This is a genomic window from Segatella copri (assembly GCF_019249765.2).
GTDB classification, from domain to species: Bacteria; Bacteroidota; Bacteroidia; order Bacteroidales; family Bacteroidaceae; genus Prevotella; species Prevotella copri_K.
Genome location: NZ_CP152484.1, coordinates 3,162,858 through 3,183,648, shown reverse-complemented (window position 1 = coordinate 3,183,648; position 20,791 = coordinate 3,162,858). Strand labels below are relative to the sequence as shown.

Genomic DNA, 20,791 nt, shown 5'->3' with positions numbered 1-20,791 from the left:
ACAAGTGGCTCAATTTATCGCCACTGCGAGGCTTCATTTAAGCCTCCTTCCGGTCATCATTGATGACACTTGCCTGCCTTCATATAAGGCTCCTGGCTAGCTTAAGAAGGAGGACTTGAAAGGGTGGTTTTCCTGATGGGGGTTAACAGAGTTAACAGTTAACAGCCCAAAATGCCTACTTTCCCCCCACTCACATATAATAATAAGTATATATATTTATATATAATATTAAGGTATAGGAGAGGGGGAGGATGCAAAAAACAGCTGTTAACTGTTAACCTGTTAACCCTTTGCCCCTTTTGTTAAAAAAACTAACTCGCTCTAAATTGGACTTTGATTGAAAATCAAGAAGTTGGGCGTTTGCCTATATTATTTAGGTAACAATATGGAAACGAGCGGACTTCTGCTCGTTTCTGTATTTTGCAATATGCAAAGAACGCTTCAATTCGGGGACAAAGATACGATATTTTTCTTAATATCCCATTATTTGCAAGAAGAGAAACATAGAAATTAGGACTTTTTTACATGAAATCTCAAATTTGTAAACATAACCCCATCATAAAAAATGAATAGCAAGTATTCCTGCTGATTTTATCACATCAGGGGTCAGTGTTGTTGATGACGACTCTACCATCAGCTCATATATACCTTTCCGACACAAGCATATCTTGTTTTCATTTGTACTCCGAGTGTGTACAGTTTCAAACCATGATTTACATTCTTATTATAAGAAAGTGAAGCCGTGACCATTTGTGTATTTTTGCCAAACTAACTCCAGTACATACAACAGATGTAAAAGATTTCTGCAAAATCGACCAAAATCATAAGAAAAAAACACCAAATCAGCAAATTTCTTAAAGATTATATCCGTTTATTAAGATTATTTTTTGTATATTTGCAGCATTAGTTTGGTGGTAAAGCCTATTGGCCTGCCACGTGACAATAGGACTTTACGGAGCAAGCCTATATCACAATTCTTCTCCGTAGTAACAGTCCGTTCTCTCTCACTGGTCTCTCCCTGCGCGGCAGAGGCATACGTTTTTATATTTTTCAAACACTCCAAATTGACAGCGCATGATAGATCAAAGTCGCCAACTTAAAATCTCTGGAGCTGAAAAAATCACCGATAAGGTAATAGAAGAAAAGGACTCTAAAAATAATAATACAAAAGATAATAAATAATGGATACGATACCTCTATGGTGCATAATATTTATTAATTGCATAACGCTCTTGAGTAGTGTATGGATACTTATATATTTATACAGAAATAGGAGTAAAAAAAGTTTTTCCACATATATATATGGAATAGCTTCATTGATAGGACTGTTCTTAGGTGTGATAAGTTTTTTTTATTACATCTGTCATGCATTTTGTGCAATATTATTTGGTATAGAAATATTTATTGATACATATATGGAACAGAAAAAGAGTCCTGTTAATAGGACTTATTTCAAAATAACAATTCCTCATCCTTCAGTTCTTAAGGGATACTATGGCGGTATTGGTTTTATGTTCTATGGGATAATGGTGATATTATATTACATGATATAATGCATGTTTTAAAGTAAACAGTTGAGCAGAAGGGAATACAGAAATTACAGGTATCTTCCTTCTGCTCTATAAATAAAAGACTCGTTTATCACATAAATACGATTCAAAAATCTGATGTTTTTTAGCATAATGCTATAAAAAGGAATCGTTTGAGTTGTTATAAGATAGCAAACCTGATTATGAAATATTGAAAGTCTTACGGCTATGACTACGTGAACCGTATCGGCTATGACAAATTCGAGCAGCGCACCAACCTGAAGTACTGCAACGGTGCAGAGACTTTCTACACCTACGAACCCGCACACTGCAGGCTGCAGAACCTGACGGTCAACGCAGGCGGCAAGTCCATCATGGACAATGCCTATGCCTACGATGCCGTAAGCAACGTGCTCAGCGTTGCCAACAAGGCCGCACTTCCCGAAAGCGGAAAGGCGGGCGGACAGATGAGATTTGTATGAAACCCTGTTATAGACACCTCAAATTGGGCGGTTTCACAATTGGTGAATACCGCCCAATATAAAAAATGTCTTAACAAACAAGTTTAACAAGAATGGTCAAGATTTGGCTATTCACAATAGATTTTGAGAATGAAATATATAATAGAAATTTTCATGTGTTTATTTTTGATTTGTTCATGTGACAATCATGATGTAGAATTCAATGAAAAGGAACAGACTTTTTATATTTACAATCTGTTGCATTTTTCTATTGAGCCATTAGATAGCTTTAGCAAATCTTATACATATGACTTCTTTTTGCGGACAAAGGGAACATGTAGAGAGGTGGATACTATTTGTTTAAAAAAAAGAATATCAAAGAAATTTAAAGCGATAGAATCGTCTTCTTATAAGCAAGAATTTCGGTATAATCCTTCCTATATAAGGCTATTACCAAACACTCAATATGTAATAAGACATAACGGGATGGGAGCTAAAGTAAATATAATAAAGTATTTTTATACAGATTCTTCTGGAAATTTACATTATAAGTGTGATGAAAAGTCTAGTAGGAAATTACAAGAGCCTTAATTATAAAGATTTTTATTAAAAAGAATATATAATTAGTTAGGAGAAAATATCAATAAAATCCGTGAGTGAGACACAACAACCCACGGGTTTTATTTTTATTATTTTTTCTTCAGTACACCGGTCTTTGCGCTTCTTGGCTCATTCCCAAATGAATCTATTAGATAATGCAACTATCATTCTTTACCTTGTAAAATATATTATAACCACTTGACAAATGTTCTAACATCAGAATACTGCCGTCAAGCAATTTGAAGATTCCGTTCAACACTTCACAGCTATCCGATTCGTTTAGATATTTCTTCTTCAAACTATAGGTACCATCAGCATTTAATATGAGTGTTGTTTCCACATTCGGCGGTAATACACCGCAATAAGTTCCCGCAATAGAATCCAAATCAATCTTGTTGCTTAAAGCAGCCGTATATTCTTCTATTTTAATTGAGTCAATCCATGTATCATTTTTGTCAGTACCGCAGAATATATAAGATGTAACCAAAGCGATAACCAAAACAGTTATTATTATCAATTTCTTTTTCACAACCGTCATAAAAGAAAATGTGACCGCAATGTCAAACGAGTGGCATCACGGACACGGATGAATAGTTGAGAGTTGAATGAAAGTTAGTATGCTGAAACATTGTTGATGCACGGACAAGCCCTTGCGCTATCGAATACGATGCGAAGACCGTTAGTCTTAATCTTGTCGAAACGAAGGATGCGCTACCAGATGGTCGTTGTCTATTATTTCAGATTAATTTCCTGTTTAATTTCATTCGCCTCTTTAAATAGGCTATTAGCAATGCTATCTTTAATTGCTGCCATCTGTATCATTTCGTTATGGTAGCGAATTGAGTCCTCGTAAATATTTACACGAGTTCTCACTTTCTCAATAACTTCTTTATTTGGGCATACAGAAAAATTCTTTTCGATGTATCGAACATTGGGGTCATCGGATGGAAGCACCATCTTCAAAGCCCGATACTTCAAATCTGCCTCCTCCCAATCTTGATGCTCTCGCCATTGGGTGAGATTGCCCCAAATGGAGAGAACAAGAGATAGAGCCAAGCCACCAATGAAAAGAAGAACAGACTTTGAAGTTGGCTCGAAGCGATGAGTCACTACTTTCTTCAGAGGTGTGTTATCCATTGCGTGAAGTTTGTCCTGCACAATTTTTGATGTGGCATTCTGCTCTTGTTTCACCTGATTAACAGTATCAAACAAGAGTTTACTTCGCTGTTCATCTTTGCTTGCTTCTTTTTTGGTAAGGTCGGTAAAAGTGCAGATAGCTTCTCTTAATCTTACCAATTTGTCAATAGCTTCCCCTTCTTTTACAGCCATAGCAAGAATAGCTTTTTCAAGTTTGCTAGTATCAACACTTACAGAGGCCGGAGTGCTTTCCGCCTCTGTATTCTTTGGTGAGGCAGAAAGTTCATCGACTTTTTGCTCCAATCTCTCAACTGTGCCGTAGATGGCTTCTAACATTTCTTCTTTCATCTTTCTTATGTTGTTTGAATGGTTTGTAACTTGCATCAAAGGCTAAAGCCTCTTCTGCATTTCTTCTTTTTCTTCTTGACTGATTCATCCCCTGGGAATGGCTCAAAGGTCTGAGCATTGGCAGGAGCAAAAAGCCCAATGGAAGAAATGCCGTTCCAAGGGTCTTGACTGCTCTCCGATATGGATGGCTCCTGGTTGTTCTTGTTATTGCCTTGCTCGTATTGCTGAGCAGATTTGGCTCTTGCTGATAAAAGGTTCTCCGTTCCCTCTAATCTCGCATTCAGTTTGCCAAAGCTGCATTCTCTGCAAATCTGCGTACCCTTGAAACTATATCCGTCCTTGCAGAATCGGATGCCTTGTACCTTGGTTCTCTCCTTGTCCTTATAGACAAGCTCCAAGCGAACACCTCGTTTTGCAAGTTCGCTTCTGAGCTTTTCCCAACTATCTGCCATTTTCAATGCGTCCTTAACAGCATTGTGAATCTCATATTTGGCACGCTCAGCATTGCGTAACTTGCGAGTATTAGTATTGCTCTTGTCCGTTCCGTAGGTAAATCCATACTTGGATTTAAGAGCCTTGGTCACTTGCTCATTACGCCTGTAATCATTCCTGTCTGATATGAGCTTGCCCTCATTATTGATGCGGTTGTACACAATATGGCAATGTGGATTGTGCGTATTGTGATGCCTTACGATGATGAATTGAGTATCTTTTATCCCCATCATCTGCATGTATTCAAGGGCTATCTTAGCCATGAATTCATCCGTCAAACGTAGCTTGTCCTCGGGCTTGAAGCTCAAAGCTATGTGCCCCACAGGCTTCTTAATCCTTGGATTTAGTTGCCTTTGTAGCTCGAAACTTTGCGTCATCTCGGCATTCGTGCCGAGTAACACACCATCAGAGGCAAGGATTTTCGCCTCGTCCTTGCCTGTCACATAGCGGATGCAACCACCAAATGAGCTGCCCTTCTTTAGCTTGCCTATCATGTGGTATCCTCCTTTCTGCCCATACTGCTTGGCTTCGGTTTATAACTTGCTTGGCGATACTCGCCAAGGATTGCTTTCAATCTTCTCAACAAGTCCACCACATACACATGAGTTTCATGGAAACCTCTCTGATGCGACAGCTTGGTAAGTTGGTTGAGATTGTTCGCCATGCCAATGAGATTCTTGGCGATGGCTATCGTCTCAGTGTTGTGTCCACTGACCACCTCGCCGTTCAAGGCGGACTCACGAATGTACTCCGCCAACTTGCGGTTAGCTTTTCTTGCCCTCAGTTTCAATGCCTTATAGCTTGGCTTTGAGAACTTCACCGTGACAGACTTCGACAGCTTGCGAACCCTGCCTGTGGGTGGTCTTCCGCCCTTTCTCTTGTCTTGTTCCTGTATGTTTGTCATTCTATATACTGATTACAGTTGGTACACTCACTTTCTGCGACCGTTGGGAGCAAAATCCCTCCGCCCTCATGGTGGAGCGAGGCGTTTTGGGATTCCCAAAACATAACCTCGCTCCCTCTCAGAACACGTTAGTTGGAACTACAGCCTTTCAGCTATCCACGTCCAAGGTCGCAGACCTTAATTCTCACAATTTGCGCCAAGCCTCGAAGTCCTCTTCATAAAGGCTTAGGTGGTGGCGCACGATGTTCTCGATGATGCCCGATACGCTCATGCGTCTCCCTCCGAGGATGCGGACGACACGATCAAGACGGTCTCGTACATCGGAACTGACGAAGACTGGCTTGCGGTCGTCAATCCTTGGAACTTGGAGGAAGGTCTGCTGATATTCCTCTAATGTCGCCTTGCGCTGCTTGCCGCTGATGCGCTTCTGCGGATTCGGTGGCGATTGAGCCTCATTCGTTGATGTTTCCTCTCTATAGGGAGTTGTTGCAGCAACTTTCTCAACAATTGCTCTCAACTCTGGGTTCTCTACATCATCATAGAGAGAATTACAACTATTTCCTGACTTTGACAAAATGTGTACCTATAAAATAACATATCCTAATTTTCAGGCATTTAGCAAAAATAATCTCTGTAAATGGGTGACGCAACGACTATTTTTTGTATCTTTGCACCATGTTTGTACGTAAGAAGAAGCACCGCAGTGGGCATATCGGAGTGCTTGTGGTGGACAAGAGCAATGGCAAGTTCCGTGAAATCAAGAGTTTCGGTGTTGCGAAGACAGATGCCGAAGCGGATGCTCTGTGCCTAGAAGCGAACAAATGGATAAGAACTTATGGTGGACAGCAAGAGATTAACTTCACAGAACCAGACATCAAGCAAAACGAAGAGGAAGAGACAGAACGAGTACTGTCTAACATAGACTCCCTGCTTCTAAATGGACACCAAATTATCCTAAACCAAGTATATGACAGCATAGGTTTCAACCAAATTCAAGATTCCATACTTCGCCATTTGGTTATCGCTCGCATCTCTCAACCCATGAGCAAACACGCAACAGTAGATTACCTGAAGTCATACTTTGATGAAGATGTCGAGTTGTATAAGCTTTATCGCTACATGGACAAGTTGTACTATACCCAAAAAGAAGAGGTACAACGCATCAGTGTAGAGCACACCAAGCGCATACTCGGTGGACATGTAGGTCTGATGTTCTATGATGTGACCACACTGTATTTTGAGACCAGTAGAACAGATGTGCTGCGAGAGTCTGGTTTTTCAAAGGATGGCAAGACATCAGAGTCGCAGATAGTGCTAGGCCTCTTGGTCAGCCGTGATGGCTATCCTCTGTCGTATTGTATTTTCAATGGAAGCCAATACGAGGGATACACCATGCTACCTATCATAGATGATTTCATACAACGCTTCTTTCTGGACGATTTTGTAGTGGTGGCTGATGCAGGGCTCATGAGTAAGCGCAATGTAAAGTTACTGGAGGATGCAGGATACAAATATATAATAGGTGCTCGTATTCATACAGAGTCTGAGCAGATAAAAGAATGGATCTTGCAGCAAGACAAGATGCCTGGAAAATTTCACGAATACAGATATGGTGACAATGCAAGATTGATCCTCGGCTATTCCGAAGAACGAGCAAAGAAGGATGCACATAATCGTGATAAGGGAGTGGCAAGGCTCAAGAAGGCATATGCAAATGGAAAAATCACAAAAGCCTCCGTAAATAAGCGTGGCTATAATAAATTCTTGGAAATCAGCAAAGACATAGATGTAGTTATCAGCGAAGACAAAATCAAGGAAGATTCACAGTGGGATGGCTTGAAAGGTTATATAACCAATACTTCCATCACACCAAAGGAAGTTGTCGAACAATACCACGGTCTATGGGTCGTGGAACGAGCCTTTCGTGTAACCAAAGGGAACTTGGAGGCACGCCCCATCTTTCATTTCACAGAGAAAAGAATAGAGGCACATATCTGCATATGCTTCATTGCATACAAGGTGTATAAAGAACTGGAGCGTATCTTAAAAATTGCCAAGATAAACAAAAGTGTAGATTCAGTTTTGAAAATTGCTAAGACCATAGCTACTATCAGAATCAACATGCCGAATAATGGGAAGGTCAGGCAAGAAACATTGCTGCTGACTCCTGCCCAACACTCTATCAAGCCCTTGTTTGATGTTCAAAAGATACTAGACGGGGGCAAAAGTGACGATTCTGCCCCCGAAAAATAGAAAAATCCAAGATGGGTGACGCATAGTCAAAGTCAGGTCATTCGTTGATGGGAGTTGTTGCAGCAACTTTCTCAACAATTGCTCTCAACTCTGGGTTCTCTACATCATCATAGAGAGAATTACAACTATTTGGATTGGCTTTGTTGCCATACGTAGATGGTTTAACATAATCCAAATACTCTTTTTCCATCAGCTCCTTTTGCCCAGGAGTCAAGACTGCATCTTTTGTTTTTGCTATAACTTACATTGTTTAAATTGTTGGTATAGTGGTCACGGTTTGCACCATTGACCGATTGTCGGGTGCAAAGTAAGTGTACTGAGTGCAGCCATGCAACTGATTGGGTGTAACGTGGCAATTTAGTTGTGGCTTGCTTATTTGCATACCGAGATAGTTGTGAGAACTTCAACGTATTTCTCAACTCATCATTGTTCATGTATTCGTTGCAGTCGTGCAAGTTTTTCTTGTTGTTTTTGGCGTTGAAGTCGGCAAACCCCGGCAACATACTGCCACAGAAATTGAAAACGCTTGTTTTTAGATTGCCGTGCCTTATCTTTGCACTCACAAACGTGGAGCACTGCATATGCGTGGAGCTTTGCGACATACAACATAGTATTAACTTAGAAAAAAGAAAAGTATGGGATTCATCGTATTCGAGGAAGAGGCATTCAACTATCTTGATGCCCAGTTGGAGAACTTCGTGAAGCGCATGGACAGAATCCGTGAGCGCAGTGAGGACAAGACCATGAACAAGTGGCTCGACACGCAGGACGTGTGTCAGACGCTCAACATCTGCCCACGGACAGTGCAGACGCTTCGGGACAACGGAACTTTGGCTTATACGCAAATCAGCCACAAGACCTACTACAAGCCGGAGGACGTGATGGCTATCGTAGCAGTAGTGGAGGACAAGAAAAAGGACATGCGCTTTCGCAAGCGCACAGGTTAGGCTGTCAATATACAACAGCCACTTAATCCAAAGCAGCAAGTAAACCGAGTAACGTAAGTATCAACAATAAAACGAGACAACTATGAGCAATGAAGTAATGACAAGAAACAGCGAGTGGATGAACCACATCGTGAACCACCTCAACCGAATGGTTGACAATTTTGAACGTGCCGTGATGAACTACCGCCCCATGCTTGGCGGTGAGCGGTTCATGACGGACAAGGAGCTTTGCGCCAGGCTGCAACTGAGCCGAAGAACCCTGCAGGACTACCGAAACAACGGTGTCATCCCGTATATCCAGCTTGGCGGAAAGATACTCTACCGCGAGTCCGACATTCAGAAGATTCTGATGGCTAACTATCGTGAAGCGTACAGAATGAAAGGTGTGTAGGAGAATGTCCTTGATGAGTGTGTGAAATGAACAAGGCGACAACGTATAACTTACCGAGCGTGGTTGTTATAGGTTGTCGCCTCGTTTTATTGGCTATACCGAGTTGGTCGTGTTTGCCCGGGTATCATTTGTGTTACCTGTATAAATCTAATACCATGCTAAAACACACTGCGGAGGTTCGCCCAAGTGGCTGGAGGCGCAAAGCCTCCAAGGAACGTTGCTTTATGGCAGGTCTATGCCATTGTATTCTCTGTAAAGATACAGACCAGTTTAGTGCGGCTTGTCTGTCTGCCGATGACGGACTGCATGATGAACTCCCGAAAGGCTCTGCTCTCAATGCTGTCAATACGGAAGGCTACCGCAATGACGAGTTCAAGGCTATACACATCATAGCTGATGCGGTCGTTCTTCCTGACATGACGGCGTACACCCTGCTCTTTCAGAATGCCATCCTTGAATACAGCCTTGACAGCCTTGCGCACATAGCAGCCGAATACATTATACATGTCGGCAATCTCCTGCATGGTCATCCATACAGTATCGGTCGGCATGGATACCTTTCCGTTCTCGCTGATAGTTATAACTCCTCTGTTCATTTTCCAATAGTTTTTTCGTTCGATAATCTGTTCCTTTCTCGCTTGGCAATAAGATTATCCATGTCATTTGAAATCTTCTGCTCCGTCACCTGCGCATAGACCTGTGTGCTTGTAATGTCTGCGTGTCCCATCATCTTGGCTATGCTGCCGATGGGAATGTCCTCGTTGAGCATCAAGACTCCGAATGTATGGCGGCTGGCGTGGAATCCCAACTTATTACTTATGCCAAGCACCATTCCAAGGGTATGCACATCAAGATAGATGTCTTTCTTCTCACCCAGTGGAAAAACAGGCTTGCTGTCGTCCGTGGTATTGTAGAGCGAAAGAATCTTCTCGGCTATCGGATGGAGCGGCACGAAGAACTCCACGCCTGTCTTCTCTCTTTCCTTGCGGATGAACTTCCTGCCATCGGAGTTCTCACTGATATGGTGAGGGTACAGTTTCTTTACATCTATATAGGATAAGGAGGTGAGCGAGGCAAAAATGAAACATCTGCGTGCAAGCTCCGTTCGCTCGTCAGCCATCGGGGTAGAGAGCATCTTGATGAAGTCTGCCTTGCTGATATGGGTCATCTTCGGGGCTGCCTTCTTCTCATACCCTATCTTGGCTATGGGATTGAAGCGGATAATGCTCCTGTCCACTGCCTTGTACATCAACATGTTCAGCCAGAGAAGGCAATGGTTCACGTAGCTGTCGATACGTCCCTGGTCTCGCTTCAAGAACAGTTTGTATCCCTCCCCGAAGTTCTCGTCAATGTCCTCGAAGGCTATGTCTTCCTTATCCAAAGTATGAACAAAGTCCCTCAGGTTCTTCTGCCATGTTCGCTTGTGCAGAAAGGTTTGTCTGGCTTTTGAAGTTCGATACCATTCCACGATGGTATCACCAAAGTTCAGCAAGAACCTTCCTGTCGTGTCCTTGTCCTTCAACACAGCCTTCAGCATTTCCACGGTGATGATGCCATTGGCGGTAAGAAGTGAGTTGTATTTATCCTTGACCTCAGCAAGGAAACTTGCCAATCGTCCGTTGTCCCTTGCGTTCCGTACCTCTCCCTTCTTGGCGTTCCACTCCTGTGGGGTACAGGATATGCCTGTGGAAATGGCTGCACTTTTGCCGTCAACGGTGATGCGGCAAAGTATGTTGGCTGTTCCATCTGCCTTCACCTTCTGTCTGTTGATGTAAGGCAAAATTGAAAATGTACTTCTGCTCATAGTTGTTGTCCTTATAATATAATAATGTAGTTGAAACTGTAAAAAGAAAAGTTGAAAGCCTTGTTCATAATGCGAGAACGAAGTCCTTCTCGGTTGCAGCGATGAACTTGTCCATGTCCTCAAACAGCTTCTTTTGGGTTACTCTCGCATACCGCTGCGTCATCTTCACATCCTTGTGACCGAGCATCTTGCAGATGGTCTCCATCGGCACACCAGCCTCCAGCGTAATGAGGCTGGCGAACGAGTGTCGTCCCGAATGGTAGGAATAGGTCTTGCTCGTTTCCGCCAACTTGCAGATGGTGATGAGATCGATACGAACACGATTCGTGCTCAGCAATGGGAAAAGGGTATCTCTTGCCCCATCCTCGTATTTCGCCATCAGCTCCAACGCCTCGGGCAGGAGTTTCACCCTGGCAAGTGTTCCGGTCTTCTTGCGGTTATAGACGAGCCATTTGTCGCCATCCTCCAACACCTTGACATTGGCTTTCGTGATGGAAACGGTGTCTATGAAGGCTGTTCCTGCATAGCAGGCGAAAAGAAACAGGTCACGGCTAACGGATAGTCTCGGCTTGTCTTCGGGCAGTTCCACATCACGGATTTTTATGAAATCAGACATGCTGAGAGACTTGGGTGTCGTAACCCTTGGAGTGCCAACCCGATAATGGGCGAACAGCAGGTTCTTGCACAAGCCTCGCTCAAAGGCAATGCGGCACATCTTCTTGAAGAGCGACACATAGATGGTGATGGTTCCTGATGAAAAGCCTTTCTCGTCAAGCAAGTAATGGTGAAAGTCACTGATGAAAGGCTCGGTCAGCTGTCCGAAAGCCAAATCAGTCAACCTATACTTCTCCCCGATGAACTCAGCGAGATTCTTGCGAATCTTTCTGTAAGTCCAGACACTGCTCTTCGACATATCGATGCCCTCATGGGTGCTGAGTTCGCTGATATGCTCGTCCACGAAGGAGAGAAGGGTGGTCTGTGTCTTGACGCTGCCCTGCAAAGCCTCCTTGACATCCTTAGCCTCGAAGTCCGTTCTCTTTTCCACAAGCACATCGAAAGCCTTTTGGATGGAAAGCAACAACTGCTCGATGTCCTTGTTGGTCTCCACGGCTTCCTTGCTCTTGCCCTCCAATCGGCTGGCACGAGGATTCCAAAGCGATGGAGTGCAAGACAACTTGCAGGAGAACTGCGCCATAGTCCTGTTCACCGTGATGCGTCCCATGACGGGAGCTTTTCCATTCTTGTCCATTCCGCTCTTTTTTAGGTAGAGCAACACCTTGAATTTTTCGATTTTCATAACGCTTACATTTTGAGTGTGCAAATATAATCATTTTGTAAGCGTTCCTTGATACGCAAATCATTGAGAATCAGTGCAATAAAATCCGTTGATGCACAAAGTTGCCTTTCCGCATTGTTACCTGCTTTGCATAGGTAACTGTGGCTCACGATTTAGTAACTGAACTACTTCAATATTCCTCACTCGCTTGCTTTATGCCGATTTGGCAACTTTGTGCAAATCTGCTCATTCCCAACTGTTTACGTTCCAACCTCTCTTATTCTCCTTTGACTGCTTTAGAGCTTTATGTTAAAAATACTAACTCATAGTTTTCTCCTCCAGAACTCACCGTTTCTCGGGGCAGAAGTCATCGTTTTCTTCTTGGGAATACATCGCCTACCGGATGGAAATCCTTGCTTTTCTTTACAAATTCATGCTAAAAAAATAACACGGACAAATTGAATTTGTCCGGACAAATTGTCCGAAGGCTTATAAAGATTTGATTATTTGATAGTTACAAGCCGCCAGACAAGCGAGCCGGACAAATTCAATTTGTCCGTGTTTTATTTTTCTGGCGAAAATCGGATATAAGTTCTATCATCAAAGCTTTTATTGCCCTCTACGATGCCCTTGGTGGCGATAAAGGAATGGATGTTCTGAGGGTCGTTGGCAATCTGCTCTGCCAATGCCGCCTCGCTCGCTGCCAAGGTTGGCTTCAGGAACGGATAGCCATCGCTCGCCAAGACTATCTCGGAGGAAGAAGATGGAATTGTATCTGATGCAGAAGCGGAGTCAGAGCAAGGGACAGAATCTGATGCTGGAACAGAATCTTGAACAGAACAAGAATCTGAAACAGAGACAACCTTCACTCCCTCCCGATAGATAGGAAATCCATCAATAACCGTATAGGTCTGGTTCTGACCCGAAAGCATCGCCTTGATCAATAATGGCTCTATCTGCTTTCTAGCCTCAGCAGGCGAAAGACCCTGCTCTATCAACTCTACCCTTTTTCTGGCAATCTCCTGCTCATAAGGCTTGCCGTTCTCATAGAGCTTTCCGGCGATGATTGCCTGGCAATCGCCCACCATCCATACTTCATTCCTTATCCGGCTATAAAGGATAGCCGAGGCGGTAAGCCGCTCTTCGGGATGTTCCTTCAACCGCTCTTCCACCCCAAGCTTTTCATACACCTTATTATATATATACGCCGTTACGCCTTGGCAGAATTCATCTACCGAGGCATCCGCCTTCAGTTTCTCCCGGATATATTCCGAGATAAGCATCATGGCGTATCTTCCGTTCTTCATATCAGGATTGAGATGCTTCGGCGTCTTGCTCGTACTGCCATCAATCACTGCAATGAAATCATCGGTAACTACCATTCCATCCTCACAAGCCTCCTGGCTCTTCTTTCCTATGATACTGCTTTCTATAATCTTCATAAAATCTACTTATCTATCCGGTTATATATCTGAAAAAAGGCTACCCATCCAGGTAACCTTTTTACTCGTTTATTTATCTCTTAAGCCTTCACCTTCTTTAATCTGATAACCAGCTGTATGAAACTTGGAATCATGATGCAGAGAGAGAAGCCTACGGCATAATACATGGTCTTCTCATCGCCATGGAAGAGGTCGATGAGTTTGCCATCGCTCTGAGGCATGATATTGGACAGGACATACGCCATCGTATTATTCACCCAATGGAGCAGGATGCCCGGAACAAGACTCTTGGTGCGATAATACATCCAACCCAGGAGTAAGCCCAGCAGGAGAGCATTGACAAACTGCGCTACGTTGGCGTGAGCCAGACCGAAGATGGCAGCCGAAATCATGATGGCTACCCAATGGTTCTTCTTGCTCATAAGACCCAGCAGGGTGCGGAGAATGGCTCCACGGAACACAACCTCCTCAGCAAAAGGCGCCAGAACGCCGATAGCCACATAACCCCAAGGCTCCTTCATGAGCGATGCGAGTATCTGCTCGGCATTCTCGTCCATCTCGATGCCTATCTGCTCATATATGAACTCCAGAGGAATGATGGTTCCCAGGGCGAACAATGCCACCCAGAGAAGCGTTGCCCAAGGCTTGGAAAGCAGATAATCGCGGGTCAGAGGTGTCCACTTCGTCTTCAGGAAGATGACGAGGGTGATAACGTTGCTGAACGCTGAGGTAAGCGCCATCAGGATAGGATTGCTGCCCGAACTGATAGCCAGGAGCGTTGCCTGGTAACCTTCGCCCTTAATGCCCGCCCAGATTCCTGCACCAGCATACATCACGATAATCTGTACTACTATAAATATAATCAGGTAGAGGACGATATCCGTCAAACCTCTCTTTAAATTAATCTTTGCCATTGCTTTTACTGTTTATAATTAATCGTTTATAGTTAATAGCATTCTCGCTATCATTCCGCTTCCTTTTCAAAGAGATCCAGCACAGTCTGCTCATCCTCTTTCAGCTGCGCTGCCAACTCCTCGGGACTGTCAAACTTCTGTTCGCCCCTTATTCGCTTCACGAAGCTTACGAGCAAGAGCTGGTCATAAATATCCCCGTCGAAATTGAAGATGTGCGTCTCTAGCGTCAGTTGTCTGCCATTGAAGGTTGGGCGATTGCCCACATTCATCATTCCCCGTTTCCATACCACCGTATTCTCCAGTCTTACCCTTACGGCATAGACACCAGGGGCAGGAATCAACTGTCCGAAGTGAGAGATGTCGAGATTGGCTGTAGGGAAACCGAGTTTTCTGCCTTCGTGGAATCCATTCACCACCTTTCCGATGAGGGTATAAGGGAAACCGAGGCACCGGGCTGCCATCTCCACTTCTCCCTCTTTCAGGAAAGAGCGGATTACAGAAGAAGAGATGTTGATGCCATCTATCTGGAAGGCTTCGTTCCTGATTACCTCGATGCCCATCTCCCTGCCGTAGCGCACGTAATCTTCGAAAGTCTCCTCGCGGTTGTGACCGAAGCGATGGTCGTAGCCGATGAAGAGCTTCCTTACGTTGAGATGGTCGTGGAGCACCTGCTGCATAAACTCTCTTGCCGACATGGCAGCCATCGCCTTGTCGAAATGCAGCACCACAGCATTATCCACTTCCGTCTTCGAAAGCAGCAGCAGCTTGGAATCGAGCGTGCTCAGCATCTCTGGCTGATAATCTGCCTGCAATACCTTGCGGGGATGCGCATCGAAGGTGATGACGGTAGATTGCAAGCCATCCTTTCGTGCCGTCTCTACGAGATGATGAATCAGGAACTGATGTCCCCGATGCACCCCGTCGAAGAAACCGATGGTTGCCACACAAGGCGGCAACTGCACGATATCATTATAATGTATTGTATTCATAAGGACTGTCTTTAACATTCATATCAGAAGAAGAACTCCGATGGATTATCTTCTCTTTGCTATCATTCTCTTAAAAGTTCTCCACAGCTCGCCCGCCCAAAGTACAACGGAGGTTGAGCCGATGATGAGCAGCCACTCGTGGAGCGACAATGGTGTGGTGCGGAACATTTCGCCACCAAAGGTTACAATAATCCACTGACCCACCAATACCAGTACAAGCACCAGCATCATTCCCTTATCCTTCAGGAAATGGCGGAAAGCAGTATGATGGCTCATCAGCGCCTTGGCATTGAAGAGGTTCCAGAACTGGATCATCACGAAGGTGGTGAAGAACATGGTCAGTTCATGTACATCTACTCCCCCCTTGCCTCTGCGCTCGCAGTAAACCAGCAGGGCAAACATCACGAGGAAGAAGACGATGCCGCAGAACAGAATGCCGAAACCGATGCTCTTGTTGATGATGAAATCGGATGCCTTGCGTGGTTTATCCTTCATCACCTCGTGAGATGGAGGCAATGAGGCAAGTGCCAAGGCTGCAAAGGTATCCATGATAAGGTTCACCCAGAGAATCTGAGTAACCGTCAGAGGCATCTCGGTTCCGATAACTGAGCCGCCAAGCACCAGCAGGAGGGCTGCCACGTTTACTACCAACTGGAAGAAGAGGAAGCGCTGCAGGTTGCGATAGAGCGAGCGTCCCCACATCACGGCGTTGGCGATAGACTTGAAGGAATCATCGAGCAGGGTCATATCCGAAGCCTCCTTAGCCACGGAAGTTCCCGAACCCAGCGACAAGCCCACGTGAGCATAGTGAAGCGCCGGAGCATCGTTGGTACCGTCGCCTGTTACGGCAACCACCTCGCCACGCTTCTGGAGCATGGCCACCAGTCGCTGCTTATCGGTAGGACGGGCACGGCTCATCACACGGATATCCTTTGCCCGTTCGTAAGCCTCTTCATCAGAAAGAGCCTCCCACTGTTCACCCGTAATCATCTGCTGGTCGAGCGAGGTCAGAGAGCCATCTGCTCCGATATTCTCAGGCTCATCTTCGAAGACACCTATCTGCTTACCTATCTCCAAGGCGGTGGCAGCCGTATCACCCGTAACCACCTTCACCTCGATACCCGCATGGCGGCACTCCTGCACGGCGGCAGGAACATCCGGACGGATAGGATCGGCAATGGCTGCAATGGCCTGCAACTGAAGATCGTTGGCATCGAGAAGTGCTACCACTTCGGCAGTAGAGGTTCTGGAAGTTCTCATGATAGAAGCTTCTATCTTCTTATAGGCGAACGCCAGGGTTCTCATCGCCTTATGCTGCCACTCATCGAGTTCTTCGGCTGACTGTCTCAGCATTCTATCTTCGATGATGCATTTCTTCATCACGATTTCAGGCGCACCCTTCACGAAGAGATAGGTCTCGCCATCAACTTCTGCCAAGGTTGCCATCATCTTTCTCTCGGTAGAGAAAGGCAACTGCTTGAGCACGTTCACCTGCTTGCGGAGTTCTTCATAATCCTTGCCCTGGGCATCGAGCCAGAGCAGGAGAGCCGACTCGGTAGGGTTTCCGATAGGTTTGCCGTCATTCAACTCGGCTGTAGAGTTGAGGGCAATGGCAGTATCAAGCAGCGCCTCATCGCCCTGCTTGAGTTCCAAGGCACTCACCTGCATCTTGTTCTGGGTAAGCGTACCGGTTTTATCGGTACAGATTACGGTAACGGCACCCATGGTTTCGCAGGCATGGAGCTTGCGCACCAGATTGTTCGACTTCAGCATTCTTCGCATGTTGAGCGCCAGAGAAAGGGTAATCGCCATCGGCAATCCCTCCGGCACCGCCATCACAATCAGGGTAACAGCCATCATGAAGTATTTCAACACGATTTCTGCCAGATAAAAATAATCCTTGCCGCCCCATGCCGGATTGGTGAGGATATCGTGAATCAGGAAGATGAAGAAGGCTGCCACAGATACTACAGAGCCTACCTTGGAAATCATCTTAGCCAACTTGTCGAGCTGCATGTGAAGCGGTGTCTCCACCGAAGTCTGCTCGGTAGATTTCTTCGCCACCTTACCAATCTCGGTAGCATCGCCCACGGCAGTAACCACGAACTCGCCCCTGCCATTCATCACCATGGTAGAACGGAGGATGACGTTGCGAGGATAGGCACCATCGCCACCGCCTTCCAGAGATTTCTCGGCAACAGGTTCGCCCGTAAGGGCAGATTCGTTAATCTGCAGGTCGTTGCAGACGATGAGTTCTCCATCGGCAGGCACCTCGTCGCCCACTTCTACGAGCACTACATCTCCCACCACCACATCGTGGCGCGGAATCTCCATCACCTTACCATTGCGGCGCACCTTAACCGGCTGCTCTTCGCTGAGCGCCGTAAGCAGATTAAACTTCTTGGCAGCATCGCGCTCAAAGTAGAAGCCCACGGTAGTAGCAAGGAAAACTGCCACGAAGATACCGATGGTCTCCATGAAATTCTTTTCGATAAAAGCAAGGATGAGGGATACGAAAGCCGCCACAAGAAGTATCTGGATAATCGGGTCGCGATATTTATCCAAATACAGTTTCCATAATGAAGTACGTTGAGGAGGGGTAAGCACGTTCTTGCCATGCTGTTCCCTACTCTGTTTAACTTGTTCATCGGTAAGACCGATTCTTTTATTTTTGTCTATGTCCATTTCTGAATAGAAATTCTTTTTCTTTTTTGTACGATTAATAAGTACATACGCACGTGTGCGCACATAATTTGGTGCAAAGATACGCTATTTTTCTGATTCTAAGAAAATTTTTAAGATTTTATTTGGTTATTTGCCCAAAATCTAGTATCTTTGCACTCGAATTTGATAAAAATTCAACGGACTTGTAGCTCAGTTGGTTAGAGCAACAGACTCATAATCTGGAGGTCCTAGGTTCAAGCCCTAGCTGGTCCACGCTTCTATTACAGCGACTTACGAGCAATCGTAGGCCGCTGTTTTTCTTTTTTCACAAAACGTATCCGACAGAAAAAAAAGAGGCCAACTGGAGCTTTTGCAACCAAGTTGCAGAAACCTTTTCGTAATTTTGCAACCGAAATAGAAAAAGGAACTGAATGTTCCTGGTTATATAGAACTAAAAGTATTGCAAAATTATGGAAGAAATGAAACTTTCTCACGAACATCATCATGAATGCCATTGTGAACATTCTCACGAACATCATCATGACTGCTCATGCGGCACAGAAGAACATGAGCACCAGGGGTGCGGTTGCCACCACCATCATCACCATGAAGAAGGCGGTTTGAAATCCAAACTCTTTCTGATAGGAGCAACCATCATCCTCCTGATTATCGCTGTTTTCATCGAAAAGGAATACAGTCTGGCTACCTGGCAGTTGCTCCTCGTCTATCTCATTCCTTATTTATTGATAGGACATGAGACGCTGGGCGAAGCTGCAGAAGGTATTGCCAAGGGCGATATGTTTAACGAAAACTTTCTGATGGCTATTGCAACCATCGGAGCCCTTTGCATCGGATTCTTCCCAGGATCAGATACAGAATTCCCAGAGGCAGTCTTTGTGATGCTCTTCTTTCAGGTGGGCGAACTCTTCGAAGGATATGCGGAAGGAAAGAGTCGCGACAGTATTTCGCATCTGATGAATATCCGACCGGATGTAGCGAATGTTGAAAGAAACGGAAAGGTAGAGTCGGTTTCGCCGGAAGACGTCAAGATAGGAGAAACTATCGTAATCCGTCCGGGAGAGAAAGTGCCTTTGGATGGTGTTGTTGTAGAGGGCAATTCAGCCTTGAATACTATTGCCCTGACAGGTGAGAGTATGCCACGGGATTTGAATGAAGGCGATACTATCATGTCCGGTTGCATCAACCTTTCAGGAGTAGTTCGTGTACGCACCACCAAGAGTTTTGGCGAGAGTACCGTATCCAAGATTATCTCTCTGGTAGAGAGTGCAGACAAGCACAAGTCGAAGAGCGAGGCTTTCATCACCCGTTTCGCCCGAGTCTATACTCCTATCGTTGTTTTCGCAGCCATTGCCCTGACGGTTATTCCTCCATTTCTGGCAGCTACGGGAATCGTCGGCGAAGGAACCTTTGGCGAGAACTTCCCATTATGGCTCAACCGCGCCTTGATATTCCTGGTAGTTTCCTGTCCATGCGCCCTGGTCATCAGCGTGCCCCTCACCTTCTTTGGCGGCATCGGCGGAGCATCCCGGAATGGTATTCTCATCAAGGGCAGCAACTATATGGATGCTTTGGCCAAGGTGGGAACCGTTGTGTTCGACAAGACCGGAACTCTGACCCATGGAGAGTTTGCCGTGGCAGCTGTTCATGCTGATGATTCCTGCCCAGACCATTCATCCCACGATGCAGATAATGTGCATATTGGCGAATATTCTGACAAGGAGAAAATCCTGCTTCATCTGGCAGCTCATGCTGAACATTTCACTACCCACCCTATCGGCGCAGCCCTGCGGACTGCCTTCCCGCAAGAAGCAACGGATGGCTGTGAGGTGACCGATGTAGAGGAAATTGCAGGACAGGGTATCCGTGCCAAAGTGAACGGCAAGGTGGTTTGCGTGGGCAACAAGAAGATGATGGAAAGCATCGGTGCAAAATGGCACGACTGCAACCAGGTGGGAACCATCATCCACGTCGCCATTGATGGCAAGTATGCGGGACATATTGTGATCAACGACACCCTTAAGGGAGGAAGCGCCCATGCCATCAGAGAGCTGAAAGAACTGGGAGTAGAGAAAACGGTAATGCTGACGGGCGACCGCAGAGAAGTGGGAGAAGATGTTGCCCACAAACTGGGACTGGACGAGTGCCGCGCAGAACTGCTGCCAACCGACAAGGTTTCGCATGTAGAACAACTGCTGAAGACAAAACCGGCAGGCAAGACGCTCGCTTATGTAGGCGATGGCATCAACGATGCCCCTGTATTGAAGCGTGCCGATGTGGGCATTGCCATGGGTGGACTGGGTAGCGATGCAGCCATCGAAGCTGCCGATGTAGTACTGATGGATGATGACCCTAGAAAGATTGCCCTTGCCGTGAAGATAGCCAGGAGAACCATTCATATCGCTCACGAGAACGTGGTATTTGCCATCGGAGTGAAGGTTGCCGTACTGATTCTCGCCACCATTGGTCTCGGCACCATGTGGATGGCTGTCTTTGCCGATGTAGGTGTTACGGTACTGGCTGTATTGAACGCCATGAGAAGTTTGGGTAAAAATCGTCTTTTTTATCGTTAAATACCAAAATAAGTTGTATCTTTGCAACCGAATAGCAATATACAATACT

At 45.4% G+C, this 20,791-nt stretch carries 17 protein-coding genes, 1 tRNA gene and 2 pseudogenes; 7 read left to right on the top strand and 13 right to left on the bottom strand.

The window, feature by feature from the left end; translation table 11 throughout:
- Window positions 1–1,807: 1,807 nt before the first annotated feature.
- Together KUA46_RS13545 and KUA46_RS13540 are read left to right on the top strand one after the other, a co-directional pair.
- Window positions 1,808–1,999, top strand: a pseudogene (locus KUA46_RS13545) (hypothetical protein); the annotation flags it as partial.
- Window positions 2,000–2,140: 141 nt separating this feature from the next.
- Window positions 2,141–2,581 (top strand): hypothetical protein, encoded by a 441-nt coding sequence (locus KUA46_RS13540; protein ID WP_118082132.1) that lies wholly within the window; start codon window positions 2,141–2,143, stop codon window positions 2,579–2,581.
- Window positions 2,582–2,738: 157 nt separating this feature from the next.
- On the opposite strand, the gene KUA46_RS13535 is transcribed toward KUA46_RS13540, so the two are convergent.
- From KUA46_RS13535 to KUA46_RS13515, 5 genes are all read right to left on the bottom strand, one after another.
- A complete protein-coding gene (locus tag KUA46_RS13535) occupies window positions 2,739–3,119 on the bottom strand; it encodes a copper resistance protein NlpE N-terminal domain-containing protein (RefSeq protein ID WP_334650065.1) in 381 nt (126 codons plus the stop codon).
- A gap of 203 nt (window positions 3,120–3,322) precedes the next feature.
- Entirely contained in the window at window positions 3,323–4,075 is a 753-nt protein-coding gene (locus KUA46_RS13530) for a hypothetical protein (RefSeq protein ID WP_218487303.1), read from the bottom strand.
- Window positions 4,076–4,110: 35 nt separating this feature from the next.
- Window positions 4,111–5,061 (bottom strand): relaxase/mobilization nuclease domain-containing protein, encoded by a 951-nt coding sequence (locus KUA46_RS13525; protein WP_218487302.1) that lies wholly within the window; start codon window positions 5,059–5,061, stop codon window positions 4,111–4,113.
- A complete protein-coding gene (locus KUA46_RS13520; protein WP_218487301.1) occupies window positions 5,058–5,471 on the bottom strand; it encodes a plasmid mobilization protein in 414 nt (137 codons plus the stop codon). Before KUA46_RS13520 ends, KUA46_RS13525 begins: the two co-directional genes overlap by 4 nt.
- A gap of 184 nt (window positions 5,472–5,655) precedes the next feature.
- The gene (locus KUA46_RS13515) at window positions 5,656–6,045 is read right to left on the bottom strand and encodes a DUF3408 domain-containing protein (RefSeq protein WP_334650066.1); all 390 of its coding nucleotides are present in this window, start codon (window positions 6,043–6,045) and stop codon (window positions 5,656–5,658) included.
- Window positions 6,046–6,146: 101 nt separating this feature from the next.
- Between KUA46_RS13515 and KUA46_RS13510 the strand changes: the two genes are divergently transcribed.
- Window positions 6,147–7,724 (top strand): IS1634 family transposase, encoded by a 1,578-nt coding sequence (locus KUA46_RS13510; protein WP_218487981.1) that lies wholly within the window; start codon window positions 6,147–6,149, stop codon window positions 7,722–7,724.
- A 40-nt stretch (window positions 7,725–7,764) separates the two neighbouring features.
- Here the strand turns inward: KUA46_RS13510 and KUA46_RS13505 are convergent.
- Window positions 7,765–7,962 (bottom strand): annotated as a pseudogene (locus KUA46_RS13505) (DUF3408 domain-containing protein); the annotation flags it as partial.
- A gap of 397 nt (window positions 7,963–8,359) precedes the next feature.
- Here KUA46_RS13505 and KUA46_RS13500 point away from each other — a divergent pair.
- Together KUA46_RS13500 and KUA46_RS13495 are read left to right on the top strand one after the other, a co-directional pair.
- Entirely contained in the window at window positions 8,360–8,671 is a 312-nt protein-coding gene (locus KUA46_RS13500; RefSeq protein WP_008656559.1) for a helix-turn-helix domain-containing protein, read from the top strand.
- Window positions 8,672–8,753: 82 nt separating this feature from the next.
- Window positions 8,754–9,062 (top strand): helix-turn-helix domain-containing protein, encoded by a 309-nt coding sequence (locus tag KUA46_RS13495; protein WP_008628594.1) that lies wholly within the window; start codon window positions 8,754–8,756, stop codon window positions 9,060–9,062.
- A 233-nt stretch (window positions 9,063–9,295) separates the two neighbouring features.
- Here KUA46_RS13495 and KUA46_RS13490 read toward each other — a convergent pair whose 3' ends face one another.
- The 7 genes from KUA46_RS13490 to KUA46_RS13460 form a co-directional block, all read right to left on the bottom strand.
- Entirely contained in the window at window positions 9,296–9,658 is a 363-nt protein-coding gene (locus KUA46_RS13490; RefSeq protein ID WP_434725799.1) for a hypothetical protein, read from the bottom strand.
- Window positions 9,655–10,866, bottom strand: coding sequence for a site-specific integrase (locus KUA46_RS13485; protein ID WP_218487550.1), 1,212 nt, complete (start codon window positions 10,864–10,866; stop codon window positions 9,655–9,657). Before KUA46_RS13485 ends, KUA46_RS13490 begins: the two co-directional genes overlap by 4 nt.
- A 64-nt stretch (window positions 10,867–10,930) precedes the next feature.
- Window positions 10,931–12,163, bottom strand: coding sequence for a phage integrase SAM-like domain-containing protein (locus KUA46_RS13480; protein ID WP_218487549.1), 1,233 nt, complete (start codon window positions 12,161–12,163; stop codon window positions 10,931–10,933).
- Between the two features lie 542 nt (window positions 12,164–12,705).
- Complete coding sequence (locus KUA46_RS13475; RefSeq protein ID WP_218487548.1) at window positions 12,706–13,584, bottom strand: hypothetical protein; 879 nt, start codon at window positions 13,582–13,584, stop codon at window positions 12,706–12,708.
- 80 nt (window positions 13,585–13,664) lie between these two features.
- Window positions 13,665–14,498: a CPBP family intramembrane glutamic endopeptidase gene (locus tag KUA46_RS13470; RefSeq protein WP_218487547.1), complete on the bottom strand. Its 834-nt coding sequence runs from the start codon at window positions 14,496–14,498 to the stop codon at window positions 13,665–13,667.
- Window positions 14,499–14,548: 50 nt separating this feature from the next.
- Window positions 14,549–15,487 (bottom strand): bifunctional riboflavin kinase/FAD synthetase, encoded by a 939-nt coding sequence (locus KUA46_RS13465; RefSeq protein WP_218487546.1) that lies wholly within the window; start codon window positions 15,485–15,487, stop codon window positions 14,549–14,551.
- 45 nt (window positions 15,488–15,532) lie between these two features.
- A complete protein-coding gene (locus KUA46_RS13460; RefSeq protein WP_218487545.1) occupies window positions 15,533–18,172 on the bottom strand; it encodes a calcium-translocating P-type ATPase, PMCA-type in 2,640 nt (879 codons plus the stop codon).
- Between the two features lie 178 nt (window positions 18,173–18,350).
- Here KUA46_RS13460 and KUA46_RS13455 point away from each other — a divergent pair.
- Together KUA46_RS13455 and KUA46_RS13450 are read left to right on the top strand one after the other, a co-directional pair.
- Window positions 18,351–18,424: transfer RNA gene (locus KUA46_RS13455), tRNA-Ile, on the top strand.
- Window positions 18,425–18,771: 347 nt separating this feature from the next.
- The gene (locus tag KUA46_RS13450) at window positions 18,772–20,742 is read left to right on the top strand and encodes a heavy metal translocating P-type ATPase (RefSeq protein WP_218487554.1); all 1,971 of its coding nucleotides are present in this window, start codon (window positions 18,772–18,774) and stop codon (window positions 20,740–20,742) included.
- Window positions 20,743–20,791 lie beyond the last annotated feature (49 nt).

Coding starts and splice junctions, on each gene's coding strand:
- KUA46_RS13540 (WP_118082132.1), top strand. CDS start 2,141: ATGAAATATATAATAGAAATTTTCATGTGTTTATTTTTGATTTGTTCA.
- KUA46_RS13530 (WP_218487303.1), bottom strand. CDS start 4,075: ATGAAAGAAGAAATGTTAGAAGCCATCTACGGCACAGTTGAGAGATTG.
- KUA46_RS13525 (WP_218487302.1), bottom strand. CDS start 5,061: ATGATAGGCAAGCTAAAGAAGGGCAGCTCATTTGGTGGTTGCATCCGC.
- KUA46_RS13520 (WP_218487301.1), bottom strand. CDS start 5,471: ATGACAAACATACAGGAACAAGACAAGAGAAAGGGCGGAAGACCACCC.
- KUA46_RS13510 (WP_218487981.1), top strand. CDS start 6,147: ATGTTTGTACGTAAGAAGAAGCACCGCAGTGGGCATATCGGAGTGCTT.
- KUA46_RS13500 (WP_008656559.1), top strand. CDS start 8,360: ATGGGATTCATCGTATTCGAGGAAGAGGCATTCAACTATCTTGATGCC.
- KUA46_RS13495 (WP_008628594.1), top strand. CDS start 8,754: ATGAGCAATGAAGTAATGACAAGAAACAGCGAGTGGATGAACCACATC.
- KUA46_RS13490 (WP_434725799.1), bottom strand. CDS start 9,658: ATGAACAGAGGAGTTATAACTATCAGCGAGAACGGAAAGGTATCCATG.
- KUA46_RS13485 (WP_218487550.1), bottom strand. CDS start 10,866: ATGAGCAGAAGTACATTTTCAATTTTGCCTTACATCAACAGACAGAAG.
- KUA46_RS13480 (WP_218487549.1), bottom strand. CDS start 12,163: ATGAAAATCGAAAAATTCAAGGTGTTGCTCTACCTAAAAAAGAGCGGA.
- KUA46_RS13475 (WP_218487548.1), bottom strand. CDS start 13,584: ATGAAGATTATAGAAAGCAGTATCATAGGAAAGAAGAGCCAGGAGGCT.
- KUA46_RS13470 (WP_218487547.1), bottom strand. CDS start 14,498: ATGGCAAAGATTAATTTAAAGAGAGGTTTGACGGATATCGTCCTCTAC.
- KUA46_RS13465 (WP_218487546.1), bottom strand. CDS start 15,487: ATGAATACAATACATTATAATGATATCGTGCAGTTGCCGCCTTGTGTG.
- KUA46_RS13460 (WP_218487545.1), bottom strand. CDS start 18,172: ATGGACATAGACAAAAATAAAAGAATCGGTCTTACCGATGAACAAGTT.